The sequence below is a fragment of the Kitasatospora aureofaciens genome (genome assembly GCF_001188955.3).
Classification (GTDB): Bacteria; Actinomycetota; Actinomycetes; order Streptomycetales; family Streptomycetaceae; genus Kitasatospora; species Kitasatospora aureofaciens.
In genome coordinates, this window is record NZ_JPRF03000024.1 from 67,874 (window position 1) to 82,242 (window position 14,369).

12 protein-coding genes are annotated in these 14,369 nt (G+C 73.4%); 5 read left to right on the forward strand and 7 right to left on the reverse strand.

From position 1 onward, the window contains the following. Nucleotides 1-1,389: a sensor histidine kinase gene (locus HS99_RS17035; RefSeq protein WP_232543016.1), complete on the forward strand. Its 1,389-nt coding sequence runs from the start codon at nucleotides 1-3 to the stop codon at nucleotides 1,387-1,389. A 121-nt stretch (nucleotides 1,390-1,510) separates the two neighbouring features. After that, nucleotides 1,511-2,182: a class I SAM-dependent methyltransferase gene (locus HS99_RS17040; RefSeq protein WP_030278901.1), complete on the forward strand. Its 672-nt coding sequence runs from the start codon at nucleotides 1,511-1,513 to the stop codon at nucleotides 2,180-2,182. 130 nt (nucleotides 2,183-2,312) lie between these two features. Here HS99_RS17040 and HS99_RS17045 read toward each other — a convergent pair whose 3' ends face one another. From HS99_RS17045 to bioB, 5 genes are all read right to left on the reverse strand, one after another. Next, nucleotides 2,313-3,776 (reverse strand): aminopeptidase P family protein, encoded by a 1,464-nt coding sequence (locus HS99_RS17045; RefSeq protein ID WP_030550736.1) that lies wholly within the window; start codon nucleotides 3,774-3,776, stop codon nucleotides 2,313-2,315. Nucleotides 3,777-4,022: 246 nt separating this feature from the next. Continuing rightward, nucleotides 4,023-4,469 (reverse strand): hypothetical protein, encoded by a 447-nt coding sequence (locus HS99_RS17050; RefSeq protein ID WP_030550734.1) that lies wholly within the window; start codon nucleotides 4,467-4,469, stop codon nucleotides 4,023-4,025. 53 nt (nucleotides 4,470-4,522) lie between these two features. Then, on the reverse strand, nucleotides 4,523-5,281 hold the full coding sequence (gene bioD / locus HS99_RS17055) for a dethiobiotin synthase (RefSeq protein ID WP_037828210.1): 759 nt from the start codon (nucleotides 5,279-5,281) through the stop codon (nucleotides 4,523-4,525). Continuing rightward, the gene (locus tag HS99_RS17060) at nucleotides 5,278-6,582 is read right to left on the reverse strand and encodes an adenosylmethionine--8-amino-7-oxononanoate transaminase (protein ID WP_030550732.1); all 1,305 of its coding nucleotides are present in this window, start codon (nucleotides 6,580-6,582) and stop codon (nucleotides 5,278-5,280) included. The genes bioD and HS99_RS17060 overlap by 4 nt, the downstream gene beginning before the upstream one ends. 83 nt (nucleotides 6,583-6,665) lie before the next feature. Continuing rightward, nucleotides 6,666-7,880: a biotin synthase BioB gene (gene bioB / locus HS99_RS17065; RefSeq protein ID WP_030550730.1), complete on the reverse strand. Its 1,215-nt coding sequence runs from the start codon at nucleotides 7,878-7,880 to the stop codon at nucleotides 6,666-6,668. 237 nt (nucleotides 7,881-8,117) lie between these two features. On the opposite strand from bioB, the gene HS99_RS17070 reads away from it, so the two are divergent. Continuing rightward, nucleotides 8,118-9,017, forward strand: coding sequence for a hypothetical protein (locus HS99_RS17070; RefSeq protein WP_141763743.1), 900 nt, complete (start codon nucleotides 8,118-8,120; stop codon nucleotides 9,015-9,017). A gap of 74 nt (nucleotides 9,018-9,091) precedes the next feature. Here the strand turns inward: HS99_RS17070 and HS99_RS17075 are convergent, their stop codons facing one another. Next, nucleotides 9,092-11,584: a DEAD/DEAH box helicase gene (locus tag HS99_RS17075; RefSeq protein WP_370863267.1), complete on the reverse strand. Its 2,493-nt coding sequence runs from the start codon at nucleotides 11,582-11,584 to the stop codon at nucleotides 9,092-9,094. A 171-nt stretch (nucleotides 11,585-11,755) separates the two neighbouring features. Between HS99_RS17075 and HS99_RS17080 the strand changes: the two genes are divergently transcribed. After that, nucleotides 11,756-12,979, forward strand: coding sequence for an 8-amino-7-oxononanoate synthase (locus tag HS99_RS17080; RefSeq protein WP_030550728.1), 1,224 nt, complete (start codon nucleotides 11,756-11,758; stop codon nucleotides 12,977-12,979). Between the two features lie 250 nt (nucleotides 12,980-13,229). After that, nucleotides 13,230-13,637, forward strand: coding sequence for an RICIN domain-containing protein (locus tag HS99_RS41330; RefSeq protein WP_050366973.1), 408 nt, complete (start codon nucleotides 13,230-13,232; stop codon nucleotides 13,635-13,637). 62 nt (nucleotides 13,638-13,699) lie between these two features. Here HS99_RS41330 and HS99_RS17085 read toward each other — a convergent pair whose 3' ends face one another. After that, on the reverse strand, nucleotides 13,700-14,350 hold the full coding sequence (locus HS99_RS17085) for a GNAT family N-acetyltransferase (protein ID WP_030597664.1): 651 nt from the start codon (nucleotides 14,348-14,350) through the stop codon (nucleotides 13,700-13,702). Between the last annotated feature and the right edge of the window lie 19 nt (nucleotides 14,351-14,369).

The window sequence follows — 14,369 nt, forward strand, 5'->3', positions numbered from 1 at the left end:
GTGCTCCGACCTCGGCAACTCCCCTCTCCACTGCGCCGGTTCGTCCCCCGTACGGTACGGGCCCGGGCCACCGCGGCCGCCGGTACGGTGCTGGCCGCCGCGCTCGCCCTGGCCGGGGCCGGACTGCTCGCCGCCGTGCACGCCGACCTGGTCGCCTCGGCCGCCTCCGCCACCCGCCAGCAGGCCGAGTCGGTCGCCCAACTCGCCGTCCAGGGGCGGCTGGTGCCCGTCCTGCACCCCGCCCACGGCACCGACTTCCTCCAGGTCGTCGACGCCCGCGGCACCGTCCTCGCCGCCAGCCCCAACCTGGCCGGCCGCCCCGCCCTGGCCACCGCGCGGCGCACCGGCTCGCACACCACCGACGACGTCGACCCGCTGTACGACCACCACCGCCAGCGGCTCGCCGCCGTCACCGCCGACACCCCCGACGGGCCGGTCACCGTCTACGCGGGCGCCTCGCTGCGCGCCGCCGACGAGGCCATGGACATCACCCAGGCCGGGCTGGCCGTCGCCTGCCCGCTGCTGCTGCTCACCGGGGTGGTGGTCACCTGGAAGGTCACCGGGCAGGCGCTGCGCCCGGTGGAGGCGATCCGCGCCGAGGTCGACGCCATCACCGGGCAGGACCTGCACCGCCGCGTCCCCGAACCCGGCACCGCCGACGAGATCGCCCGGCTCGCCGCCACCATGAACGCGATGCTCGACCGGCTGGAGGCCTCCGGCCGCCGCCAGCGGCAGTTCATCGCCGACGCCTCGCACGAACTCCGCAGCCCCCTCGCGGTGTTGCGCACCCAGCTGGAGGTCGCCGACACCCACCCGGACCCGGCGGTCCGCGCCGAACTGGTGCACGGCGCCCTGGCGGACACCGACCGGCTGCAGAACCTGGCCACCGACCTGCTGCTGCTCGCCCGGCTGGACGCCGGCGGCACCGACGACCGCCCCCGCCATCGGATCGACCTCACCGATCTGGTCGCCACCACCGTCCTCGCCCGCCCGTCCGGCCCCCACCGCCGCACCACCGACCTCGCCCCCGGGGTCACCGTCGACGGCATCCCGCTCTGGCTGGGCCGGCTGCTCACCAACCTGCTGGACAACGCCGACCGCCACGCGGCCACCACCGTGCACGTGCGCCTCGGCACCGACCCGGCGCGCGGCCTCGCCCTGCTGGACGTCGAGGACGACGGCCCCGGCATCCCGCCCGCCGACCGCGAGCGGGTCTTCGAACGCTTCACCCGCCTCGACGACGCCCGCTCCCGCGACCACGGTGGCACCGGCCTCGGCCTGTCGATCGCCCGCGACATCGCCCGCCACCACCACGGCACCCTCGCCGTCACCCCGACCCCGACCGGCGCCCGGCTCACCGCGACGATCCCGCTGACCGCGGCCGACTGAGGGCCCGTGCTCTCGCGGCCGCCGTCTGAGGGCGCGTGGTCTCGCGGCGGCCGTCTGAAGGCGCGTGGCCCGTCCTGGCGACCGGGCGGGAGCCGTACCCGGAAGGCCCTATGCTGCGGGCATGCCGAGTGAGCTGCGAACTCTTCGAGCCGACGCCGACCCCGCCTTCATCCGGCGGGAGACGGAGCTGACGCCCGTACCCTTCGTGCCCGAGATCCGCCTGCACATGGCGCAGGACGCCATCGCGCTGTGGGAGACCACCGAGCGCGAGCGCGGCCGGGACGGACTGCCGCCCCCGTTCTGGGCGTTCGCCTGGGCCGGCGGGGTGGCGGTCGCGCGCTACGTTCTGGACCACCCCGAACTGGTCGACGGGCGAGCGGTGTTGGACATCGCCGCCGGATCCGGACTGGTCGGGGTGGCGGCCGCGCTGCGCGGGGCGAAGGAGGTGCGCGCCGCCGAGATCGACGCCTACGCGGTGGCCGCGATCGAGCTGAACGCCGAGGCCAACGGCGTACGGGTGGCGGGCGCCCTGGTCGACCTGGTGGACGGGGACGGCGCCCCCGCCGAAGTGGTGCTCGCCGGGGACGTCTTCTACGAACGGGCCATGGCCGCCCGCTTCCTGCCCTTCCTGGAACGGGCCGCCGCCCGCGGCGCCACCGTGATCGTCGGCGACCCGGGCCGGGCCTACCTGCCCCGCGAACGGTTCACCGCCGTCGCCGCCTACCAGGTGCCGGTGGTCGCGGACCTGGAGGACGCCTCGGTCAAGACCACCACCGTGTGGCGCCTCGGCTGACCCGCGCCTGCCGCGCTCGGCGCGAAGTCGCGCGCGGCGCCGCCTGGCGGCCTTCGGCGAGTTGAAGCGAGCGCGGGGTGCGGCCCTCGGGTGATCCGTCCCGGGGGCCGCACCACTGCCGTTGCGCCCGTCAGCCGCGCAGGCGGGCCAGCCAGGCCTCGACCTCCTCGGAGCCGCGGGGGAGGTCGGCGGAGAGGTTCTCGTTGCCGTCCTCGGTGACCAGGATGTCGTCCTCGATCCGGACGCCGATGCCGCGGTACTCCTCCGGCACCGTCAGGTCGTTCTCCTGGAAGTACAGGCCCGGCTCGACGGTGAGCACCATGCCCGGCAGCAGCGTGCCGTCGACGTGCTCCTCGGTGCGGGAGTGGGCGCAGTCGTGGACGTCGATGCCGAGCATGTGGCCCGTCCCGGCCAGGGTGAAGCGGCGGTGCAGGCCCAGCTCGTACACCTTGTCGGCGGTGAGGTCGCCGAACAGGCCCCAGGCGGTGAGGTGTTCGGCGAGCTCGCGCTGGGCGGCGTGGTGGAAGTCGCGGAAGTCCGCGCCCGGCCGGACGGCGGCGATGCCGGCCTCCTGGGCGGCGTGCACCGCGTCGTAGACCTTGCGCTGGATGTCGGTGAAGCGGCCGGAGACCGGCAGGGTGCGGGTCACGTCGGCGGTGTAGAGCTCGTTGGTCTCCACACCGGCGTCGAGCAGCAGCAGGTCGCCGGGGCGGGCCTGGCCGTTGTTGCGCACCCAGTGCAGGGTGGTGGCGTGCGGTCCGGCGGCGGCGATGGTGCTGTAGCCGACGTCGTTGCCCTCCAGCCGGGCCCGGACGAAGAAGGTGCCCTCGATCAGCCGCTCCGGCGTCGCGGCGTCCGTGCCGAGGACGCGCACCACGTCCTCGAAGCCGCGGGCGGTCGCCTGGCAGGCGAGACGCAGCTGGGCGATCTCGAACTCGTCCTTCACCAGGCGCATTCCGGACAGGAAGACCTCGAAGTCGGCGTCCCGCTCGGCGGTCGTCCGGTCCCGCAGGGTCTCCTCCACCCCGGCGTCGTGTCCGCGCAGAACCCGGACCGGGGCGGTGGCCGCGGCCAGGTCGGCACACACGGTGCGGACGTCCCGGCAGGGCAGGCCGAACAGCCGCTCGCTCTCGGTCAGGCTGTTGCGGCGCCCGTCCCACAGTTCGCCGTGGCCGTCCAGCCAGAACTCGCCGCTCTCGATGTCGGAGCGGTCGCGCAGGTAGAGCACGGCCCGGTGGCCGCTGTCCCCGGTGGGCTCCAGCACCAGCACGGCGTCCTGGGACTGGTCGCCGGTCAGGTAGACGTAGTCGGAGGACGGGCGGAAGGGGTAGTCGGTGTCGTTGGCCCGCACCTTGGGGTTGCCGGACGGGACCACCAGCAGCTCGCCCGGGAAGGCGGCGGACAGTTCGGCCCGGCGACGCTCGGTGTGGGCGGCCTGCGGGACCGGCTCCAGGGCGTGGCGCTCGGTGTCGGCCCAGCCGTGCTTCATGCTCTCGGCGAGTTCCTCGGTCACCCCGCGCGTGAGGCCGTTCTTGCGGTACCTGATGGACGGGGTGGACTCGGTGGGCTGGGCGGGCTGGGCGGGCTCGGTCACAGCGGACTCTCCAGAGGGGGATACGGCGCACCGTCGCGCCGACCTGCCGGGTACGTAACAAGCGTTGTGTACCGTATATCGAACGGGGACCGAAGAGAAGAGGCCGGTGCCGACGGTGCCCTGGTGCCGGGCCCGCCCGTGCCCCCGCTGAAAAGGTCGTCGATCAGCAGCCGCATGGTTGAGGGTGCGCACATAACGGGGCGGGCTTCGAGACCGCTCGAAGCCCGCCCCGAAAAGTGCAGTCCCTCAGCCGTCGTTGAGGGCGTAGTTGCGGAAGGTGGCCAGCAGGGGCAGGACTTCGGTCCTGGTCGGGTCCTCCGTGACGGCGCGCATGGCGTCGATGACGGTGTGGGCGATGATCTTGGTGACGGAGAGGTCGTCCGCCTCGGCGACCGTTCCCCAGGCCTTGAGGGTCTGGGTGAGCAGGGCGCTCATCCGGGCGCCGATGTTGGCGCTGACGGCGTCCGACAGCTCCGCGATCTCCTCGTCGCTCATGCTGGACCGCAGGCCGAAGGCCAGCGCCATCAGGGTGTCCATCGCGTGCTCGCCGTACGCGGCGACCAGCGCCGGCAGCGGCCGCTCGTCGGCCCCGCCCGCCGCAAGGGCGGACAGGGCCTCGTCGTCGTCCTTCCACGCCGCCTCGAGGGCGGCCAAGGCCCGCAGGGCCTCGTCCACGGTCAGCCCGTCTGTCATACCGGGAACGGTATTGAGCCGGTACCGCATCCCGCACGGTTTGGGCGCCGGGATCACACCTTCGGGGGACGCGGACCCGGTTCCGGCCGATGGACGTGTGCGAAGTGCTCCGCGTCCCAGGTGCCGCCCAGCTCAGGGGCCAGGGAAGCGAGGGCCACCTCGGTGAAGTCCTCCGCCGCGCCCGCCCGTTCCGGCAGGGCTCCGAGCAGCGGGGCACCGGCGGAGCGCGGCAGGTCGGCGAGGTTGCAGCGTTCGGCGAGGCCGGGGTCGGTCGGCCAGGAGCCGACCAGGACGCCGGCGAGCGGGAGTCCGCGGGCCGCGAGGGCCTCCGCCGTGAGCGCGACGATGTTCAGGGTGCCGAGCCCGGCGGAGGCGACCAGGAGCACCTCGGCCGGGAGGCCGGCGTCGAGGACGGCCCGGGCCTGGTCGGCGAGCGTACGGCCCTGGTCGTCGTAGCGGACCAGCAGGCCGCCCGCGCCTTCGACCAGGACCACGTCGTGGGTGGCGGCCAGGTCGGCGACTTCGGCTACCACCTCGGCGGGGGAGAGGTAGGGCAGGCCCGACCGCCGAGCGGCGGTGTCCGGCGCCAGCGGCTCCGGATAGCGCGCCAGCTCGCTGATCGTCAGGTCACCCGCCAGTCGGGCGACTTCGGCCGCATCGCCCGGCTCGCCGGGGGCCACGCCGGTCTGCCCGGGCTTGAGCACGGCGACCTTCCGCCCGGCCCGGAGCGCCGCCGCGGCGACGGCCGCCGTGGCGACGGTCTTGCCGACGTCCGTGTTGGTGCCCGTCACGAACAGGATGCGCGCGCTCATCCGGCCACCGCCGCGGCGGTCACGGCGGCAGCGATCCGTGCCACGTCCTCGTCCTGCGTCACGTAGGGGGGCATGGTGTAGACGAGGTCCCGGAACGGCCGCAGCCAGACGCCCTCGCGGGCCGCCGCCTCGGTCGCCGCCGGGACGTCCACCGGGTGGTCCAACTGCACCACGCCGATGGCGCCCCGGACCCGGACGTCACGAACACCCGGCACGTCCGAAGCCGCAGCCAGGCCCTCGGACAGCCCGGCCTCGATGCGCTTGACCTCCACCGCCCAGTCCTGCCCGAGCAGCAGGTCCAGCGAGGCGTTGGCGGCCGCGCAGGCCAGCGGGTTGCCCATGAAGGTCGGGCCGTGGGCCAGTACGGGCATCTCGCCGCGGCTGACCCCGTCGGCGATCTCGCCGGTGCACAGCGCGGCGGCGAGCGTCAGGTACCCGCCGGTGAGGGCCTTGCCCAGGCACATCACGTCGGGGGAGACGCCCGCGTGGTCGGCGGCGAACAGCGCGCCGCTGCGGCCGAAGCCGGTGGCGATCTCGTCGAAGACCAGCAGTACCCCGTACCGGTCGCAGAGTTCGCGCAGCATCCGCAGGTAGGCGGGGGAGTGGAACTGCATCCCGCCGGCGCCCTGGACCACCGGTTCGACGATGACGGCCGCCAGCTCGTCGGCGTGACGCTCCATCAACCCCTCGAAGAGCGACGCGTACTCGGGGTCGAGCGGGGCGTCGAAGCCGGCCGGGGGCTGGGGCGCGAAGAGCTGCCCGGGCAGCACCCCGCCCCACAGGTGGTGCATCCCGCCGTCGGGGTCGCAGACCGACATCGGGTGGAAGGTGTCGCCGTGGTACCCGCCGCGCCAGGTGAGCAGCCGGCGCTTCTCCGGCCGTCCGGTCGACTGCCAGTACTGCAGGCACATCTTCATGGCGACCTCGACCGCCACCGAGCCGGAGTCGGCGAGGAAGACGTGCTGCAGCGGCTCCGGGGTGATCTCCACCAGCCGGGCGGCCAACCGGACGGCGGGCTCGTGGGTGAGCCCGCCGAACATGACGTGGCTCATCCGCCCCAGCTGCTCGCGCACGGCCGCGTCCAGCACCGGGTGCCGGTAGCCGTGGATGGCCGCCCACCAGGAGGACATCCCGTCGACCAGCTCGCGCCGCCCGTCCGCGACGGGCTCGGCGAGGCGCAGCCGGACGCCCGAGGCGGATTCGACCACGTACGGGGTGACGGTGCCTGGCATGGGCCCGTACGGGTGCCAGACGTGCGCCCGGTCGAGGGCGAGCAGCGTGTCCGCGGACAGCTGGGGCATGGTGAGGTCTCTCCGAAGTGTTCCGACGGCGGGTGCCCAAGGGTGCCCAAGGGTGCCCAGGGGTGCCCGAGGGCGCCGAAGGGTCAGGCGTTGGGGGCGAGTTCGGTACCGGCGCCGCGGCGGCGGACCTTGACCAGGTCCTCGCGCAGCCCGTCGTCCGTACCCTCCGTGACCGGGGCGGCCTCGGGCGCCCCGTGCGAGTGCCCGCCGCACGGGCCGCAGCCGCCGCCGCTGCCGCAGGCCGAGGCCGCGCTGCCGCAGGAGCCCGCAGCGGCGGCCGCCTCGGCGACGTCGGCGCGGTGGCGCGGCAGGGTGGCCTCGCCGGCGCCCTCGACCTCGAAGCCCGCGTCCTTGATCATGTCGAGGTCGGCCTGGCCGGCCTGGCCCTCGCTGGTCAGGTAGTCGCCGAGGAAGATCGAGTTGGCGATGTGCAGGCCGAGCGGCTGCATCGAGCGCAGGTGCACCTCGCGGCCGCCGGCGATCCGCACCTCGGTGTCGGGGTTGACGAACCGGACCATCGCCAGGATGCGCAGGCAGCGCTGCGGGGTGAGGTTCCACTCCTTGGCGAGCGGGGTGCCCTCGAAGGGGATCAGGAAGTTGACCGGGACGGAGTCCGAGCCGAGCTCGCGCAGTGCGAACACCACGTCGACCAGGTCCTCGTCGGTCTCGCCCATGCCGGCGATCAGGCCGGAGCAGGCGGACAGCCCGGCACCGTGGGCCTTCTGCACGGTGTCGACCCGGTCCGCGTAGGTGTGGGTCTTGGTGATGGTCCCGTAGGTGTTCTCGGAGGTGTTGAGGTTGTGGTTGTAGGCGTCGGCACCGGCCGCCTTGAGCCGCTCGGCCTGGTTGTCGGAGAGCAGGCCGAGGCAGACGCAGATCTCGACCTCGGGGTCGGCGTCCTTGATGGCGGCCATGGTGTCGGTGACCCGGTCGATGTCACGGTCCGTCGGGCCGCGGCCGCTGGCGACCAGGCAGACCCGCTTGGCGCCGCCGGCCACCCCGGCGCGGGCGGCGTCGGCGGCCTGCTCCGGCTTGAGCCAGGTGTACTTGAGGATCTCGGCCTTGGAGCCCAGCCGCTGCGAGCAGTAGGAGCAGTCCTCGGGGCAGAGCCCGCTCTTGAGGTTCACCAGGTAGTTGAGCTTGACCCGGCGGCCGAACCAGCGGCGGCGCACCCTGCCGGCCGCGGCGACCACGTCGAGCAGCTCGTCGTCGGTGGTGGCGAGGACGGCGAGGGCCTCCTCGCGGGTCGGCACTTCGCCGCGCAGGCCCTTGGCGGTGAGGGTATCGAGCAGATCCATGGGCCGATCCTGCCTGCTGGCGTCGGAATGGCGCCAGAGCAAACCCACCAGAAGATCCCCGGAAGGATGTGCCGATTGCCACAGTGTCGAAGCTCACGGCGTCGGCGCTGGTCACGCGCTTGACGGGGGCCCGGGGGCGCGGTTACCGACGGGTAGTGAAACCGGCCCGCACAGGAAGATCGACAACCCCCCGACCCCGTGATCCGGGCCACGCGGAGGGTGCTTAGAATCTGCGCCATGACCACGCAGGGGGAGCGCACCCCGACTCCGGGAGAGGGCCAGGACGGCCAGGCAGGACAGCGGACCGGCGGGGGTCCCGACCCGATCGGGGAAGCCTCTGCAGGGGAGGCCGCAAGCCGGGAGACTGCGACCCGGGAGGCCTCGACCGGGGGCATGGGCCGCAATCGCGGCCGACGGCTGACCGGCCGCCGCGCGGTCGGCTGGGTCGTCATGGTCGGCGTGGTCGCGGCCGGCGGATGGATCATCACCCGCCCGACGCCCGGCGACTACATACCCGGCCTCGGCCCGTCCCAAAAGGACGCGGCCAGGACGCCCCCGGTGGTCGGCACCCCGCCGCCGCCCACCGACTCCGAGGGCCTCAACGCCGGCAGCCTCTTCCCCGCCCAACGGCTGGTCGAGGCCGCCGGGTACAAGGCCCGGCGCAACGGCATCCGGCAGGGTGAGAAGTGCGACGAGGTGCTCCAGGACGGTACCCAGGAGCTGCTCAAGGACAGCGGCTGCCAGGCCTACCTGATCGTCAGCTTCACCGGCGTCGACCACCCGGTGCGCAGCAGCGTCACCCTGCTGCGCTTCGCCGATCAGGCCGCCGCCGTAAGGGCCGCCGACACCCTGCGCGGCAAGCCCGGCGCGGTCGCCTTCATCCTCGCCGACACCAACTTCGCGCCCGCCCCGTCCGCCGGCAGCGCCAAGCCGGGCAGCGAGGCCCGGGTCGAGGCGGTCGGCCACTACGTGACCGTCACCAGCTCCCGCTCCGGCGACGCCCGCCCGGCCGACACCGCCTCCTCGAACCCGGCGCCGTCCACCCCGACGCCGACCGCCTCCGGCGGCGAGCCGAACCTGGACGAGGCCACCCGGGCGCTGTCCTACGCGGCGGGTCAGCCGTTTGTCTGGATGTGACAAACGCCAAGGGGTCCGGCGCGCTCGCGCCGGGCCCCTTTTGACGGTCACTCAACCGCGATCCTGACGGTCCGTCAGCCGCCGAGCCGATCCACCGCGGTCACCCGCAGCACCGCCCGGCCCTCCTCGTCCGAGCCGTAGAGGTCGACCTCGGCGCTGATGCCCCAGTCATGGTCGCCCTCCGGGTCGTCGAAGATCTGCCGGACCTTCCAGGCGGAGTCCTCCTCCTCGATGATCAGCATCTTGGGGCCGCGCGCGTTCGGGCCGGTGCCCAGGTCGTCGTACTCGTCCCAGTAGCCGTCCATCGCGTCCGCCCAGCGGTCCGCGTCCCAGCCGTACTCGCCGTCCAGCTCGCCGAGTTCGTCCCAGTGCTCCAGGGCGCACAGTTCGACCCGGCGGAACATCTCGTTGCGCACCAGCACCCGGAAGGCCCGGGCGTTGGCGGTGACCGGCGCCGGCTTGTCGTCCAGGGTCACCTCGGCGGTGGCGGCCTCGGTCGGGTTGGCCAGCTGCTCCCACTCGTCCAGCAGGCTGGAGTCGACCTGGCGGACCAGCTCGCCGAGCCAGGCGATGACGTCCTTCAGGTCGTCGGTCTTCACGTCCTCGGGGACGGTCTGCTCCAGCGCCTTGTACGCCCCGGCCAGGTAGCGCAGCACGATGCCCTCGGTGCGGGCCAGTTCGTAGAAGCCGACGTAGTCCGAGAAGGTCATCGCCCGCTCGTACAGGTCGCGCACCACGGACTTGGGCTGGAGCTGGTGGTCGCCGATCCACGGGTGCGCCCGGCGGTACACCTCGTACGCGTGGGTGAGCAGCTCCTCCAGCGGCTTCGGGTAGGTGATCTCCTGGAGCCGCTCCATCCGCTCCTCGTACTCGATGCCGTCCCGCTTCATCTCGCCGACGGCCTCGCCGCGCGCCTTGTTCTGCTGGGCGGCGAGGATCTGGCGCGGGTCGTCGAGGGTCGCCTCGACCACCGAGATCACGTCCATCGCGTAGGACGGCGAGGTCGGGTCGAGCAGCTCGAAGGAGGCCAGCGCGAAGGTGGACAGCGGCTGGTTGAGGGCGAAGTTCTCCTGGAGGTCCAGGGTGAGGCGGACGATCCGGCCCTCGGCGTCCGGCTCCGGCAGCCGTTCCACCACGCCGCCCTCCAGCAGCGAGCGGTAGATGGCGATCGCGGTGCGGATGTGCCGGCGCTGGGCGGCCTTGTCCTCGTGGTTGTCGGTGAGCAGCTTGCGCATCGCCTCGAAGGCGTTGCCCGGGCGGCCGATCACCGACAGCAGCATCGCGTGACTCACCTTGAACCGGGAGACCAGCGGCTCCGGGTCGGCGGCGATCAGCTTGTCGAAGGTCTCCTCGGTCCAGCCGACGAAGCCCTCCGGCGCCTTCTTCCGGACCACCTTGCGCTTCTTCTTCGGGTCGTCCCCGGCCTTGGCGATCGCCTTGTCGTTCTCGATCACGTGCTCCGGCGCCTGGGCGACCACCTGGCCGACGGTGTCGAAGCCGGCCCGGCCCGCGCGCCCGGCGATCTGGTGGAACTCACGGGCGCGCAGGATGCGCACGCGCTGCCCGTCGTACTTCGACAGGGCGGTGAACAGCACCGTGCGGATCGGCACGTTGACGCCGACGCCCAGCGTGTCGGTCCCGCAGATCACCTTCAACAGGCCCGCCTGGGCGAGGCGTTCGACCAGCCGGCGGTACTTCGGCAGCATGCCCGCGTGGTGAACGCCGATGCCGTGACGGACGAAACGGGACAGGTTGCGGCCGAACTTGGTGGTGAAGCGGAAGCCGCCGATCAGATCGGCGATGGCCTCCTTCTCCGCCTTCGAGCACATGTTGATGCTCATCAGCGACTGCGCCCGCTCCACCGCCTCCTTCTGGGTGAAGTGCACGACGTAGACCGGCGCCTGGCCGGTCTGCAGCAGCTCCTCCAGGGTGTCGTGCATGGTGGTGCGCCGGTACTCGTAGAACAGCGGCACCGGGCGGGTCGCGTTGCGCACCACGGTCGTGGGGCGGCCGGTTCGCCGGGTCAGGTCCTCCTCGAAGCGGCGGACGTCGCCGAGGGTCGCCGACATCAGCAGGAACTGCGCCTGCGGCAGCTCCAGCAGCGGGATCTGCCAGGCCCAGCCGCGGTCCGGCTCCGCGTAGAAGTGGAACTCGTCCATCACCACCTGGCCGATGTCCGCCCGCGCACCGTCCCGCAGCGCGATCTGCGCCAGCACCTCGGCCGTGCAGCAGATGATCGGCGCGGTCGGGTTGACGCTCGCGTCGCCGGTCATCATGCCGACCTGCTCGGTGCCGAACATCTTCACCAGGTCGAAGAACTTCTCCGACACCAGCGCCTTGATCGGCGCCGTGTAGAACGTCCGCTGCCCCTCCGCCAGCGCCGCGAAGTGCGCACCCGCCGCCACCAGGGACTTCCCCGAGCCGGTCGGCGTCGCCAGGATCACGTTGTTCCCCGAGACCAGCTCGATCAGCGCCTCCTCCTGCGCCGGGTACAGCGTGATCCCGCGCTCCTCCGCCCAGGCTGCGAACGTCTCGTACAGCGCGTCGGGAGTGGCGGGCTTCGGCATCAGATCAAGGAGGGTCACCCGGCTATCTTGCCTGCTCGCCGCCACCCCGGGCAAAGCCTCCGAGCGGCCGGCGGCCGGGCCCCGGTTGTCACGACCGGCCAGTGGGCCGCGCCGATCATGTGCCGAGTGGCACATTGATCCCCGTTCGCGGGGCGTGCCAGAGTGCCGGACATGACCCTCCCCCTCACCCCCGCACCGCACACCGCCGCCGGGCTCGCCCCGGCGCACGTCTTCGACTGGCTCGACGAGGCCGCCGAGCTGCGCGCCGACGCCGGGCTGACCCGCAGGCTGCGCAGCCGTGGGGCGGAGGACCAGGTGCTGGACCTGGCCGGGAACGACTACCTGGGGCTCACCCGGCACCCGGTGGTGACCCGCGCGGCGGGGGAGGCGGCGCTGCGGTGGGGCGGCGGGGCGACGGGCTCCCGGCTGGTCACCGGGACGACCGCGCTGCACACCGAACTGGAGCAGGAGCTGGCCGAGTTCTGCGGGGCGGAGGCCGCGCTGGTGTTCTCCTCCGGGTACACCGCCAACCTCGCCGCGCTCACCGCGCTGACCGACCCGGACACGTTGATCGTCTCCGACGCCTACAACCACGCCTCGCTGATCGACGGCTGCCGGCTCGCCCGGGCCGACGTCCACCGGGCCCCGCACAGCGACCCTGCGGCCGTCGCCGAGATCCTCGCCGGGCGGGCGCAGCGGCGGGCACTGGTGGTCACCGACTCGGTGTTCTCGGTGGACGGGGACGCGGCGCCGCTGCGCGGACTGTCCAAGGCGGTACGGGCGCACGGCGCCGCGCTGCTGGTGGACGACGCGCACGGGCTGGGCGTGCTCGGCCCCGGCGGCCGCGGCGCACTGGCAGCGGCAGGGCTCGCCGGGCAGCCGGACACCGTCGCCACCGTCACGCTGTCCAAATCCCTCGGCTCGCAGGGCGGCGCCGTGCTCGGCCCCCGCCGGGTGATCCGCCACCTCACCGAGACCGCCCGCACCTTCATCTTCGACACCGGCCTCGCCCCGGCCGCCGCCGGAGCCGCCCTCGCCGCCCTGCGCCTGCTGCGCGCCGAACCCCAGCGCGCCGACCGGGCCCGCGAGGTCGCCCGCACCCTCGCCGCCCGCCTCACCGCCGCCGGCCTGCACGCCTGCGAACCGGACGCGGCCGTGGTCTCCGTCCGCGCCCCGGGCCCCGAGGCCGCCGTCACCTGGGCCGCCGACTGCCTCCGCGCCGGCCTCGCCGTCGGCTGCTTCCGCCCCCCGTCCGTCCCGGACGGCATCTCCCGGCTGCGGCTGACCGCCCGCGGCGACCTCACCGACACCCAGATCACGGACGCCGTCCGCACCATCGCCAACCTCGCCCCGGCGGGGGCGATTTCAGTGGATCGCACCGGTACCGATCAGTAGGATGCGGGATCGTTCGGGGGGTACCGAGCGGTGCACGGGGGCGTAGTTCCGGTCGAAATGGTCGTGCGCAGGTGCCCGCGGGACTTCGGCAGTTTCGCTCCGTCGATGGGACTTCGCACATGAACCGCGTCTTTCGCCACTCGTTCCTACCCACGCTCGGCGCTGCCGTGATGGTTGCCGTGAGCGCCCCGGTGGGAGTGCGGACTCCTTCCCGCCCGGCTTCCCCAACGGCATCCCCCCGAAGACGGCGATGCTGCGCAACGCTCACAGCGGCAAGTGCCTGGAAGTGGCGGACTGGCGCACGGACGCGGGCGCGCCCGTGCGCCAATGGGACTGCCATAGTGGGGCCAACCAGGTGTGGGACTTCGCCTCCGGGATTCCGGGTGCGTTCGTCAACCGGAACAGCGGTCTCTGCCTGGAGATCGCCGACTGGCGCACGGATGGTGGGGCACCTGCCCGTCAGTGGGACTGCACCCGCGGAATGAATCAGAGTTGGTCGTGGAGCCGGAACAGCCCGACCGAGGGCTGGCTGATCACCAACGGCAACAGCGCGAAGGTGCTGGAGATACCGGGGTGGGACACCGCGAACGGCGCGAACGCGACCCAGTGGGCACTCAACGGCGGGACCAACCAACGGTGGCTGACGATCGAGCGCTGATCAGGGCCCGGGACCACGACGTCGGCGCCGACCGCGTCCTGGTGCGCTGAGGTCGAGGATCCCTACGGCTGTCCCACCACCAGCAGGGCCTCCGCGCCGATCGGGCGGTAGCCGGCGGCCTGGAAGGCGCGGACGCTGGGGGCGTTTCCGGGGGCCTGCTGGGCCCAGACGGTCCCGCCGGAAGGCGTGAGGTGGCGGGCGGCGACGGCCAGCGCGCGGCCGAGGCCGCGGCCCTGGGCGTGCGGGTCGACCTCGACGGCGGCCTCCCAGCGGCCCGCCACGCCGCGGCCGAGGATCAGTACGCCGCCGTCGGTCTCGTACACCAGGACGTCCTCGCGGTAGCGCAAGGCCCGTACCACGCGGGGGTGTTCGCGATCCTGGACCGGGGTGAGCGGCAGCGGCGGGGCGCCGGGGAGGCGGTCGGCGACGGTGAGCAGGTCGATGTTGTTGACGGTCCGCCCGGTGCGCTCGGCGAAGGCGGTCAGGAAGGGCGGGCAGAGCGGCGCGGACAGCGGGTCGCCGGGGGTGGCGGCGAGCGTCTCGCGCACCCAGTCCGGGTCCTCGTCGGTGAACACCACCGCGTGGGCGGCGAGGGCCAGCACCCCGGCCTCGCGCGGCGCAGGCTGGGGCACCACGGTGACCGCCCCGTCCGGCGGCGGGAACGCTCCGCCCGCCGCGTCGGCCAGGATCTCCGCCAGCCCCCGCACGCCCATGCCCGTCCCTCCCGGAGAA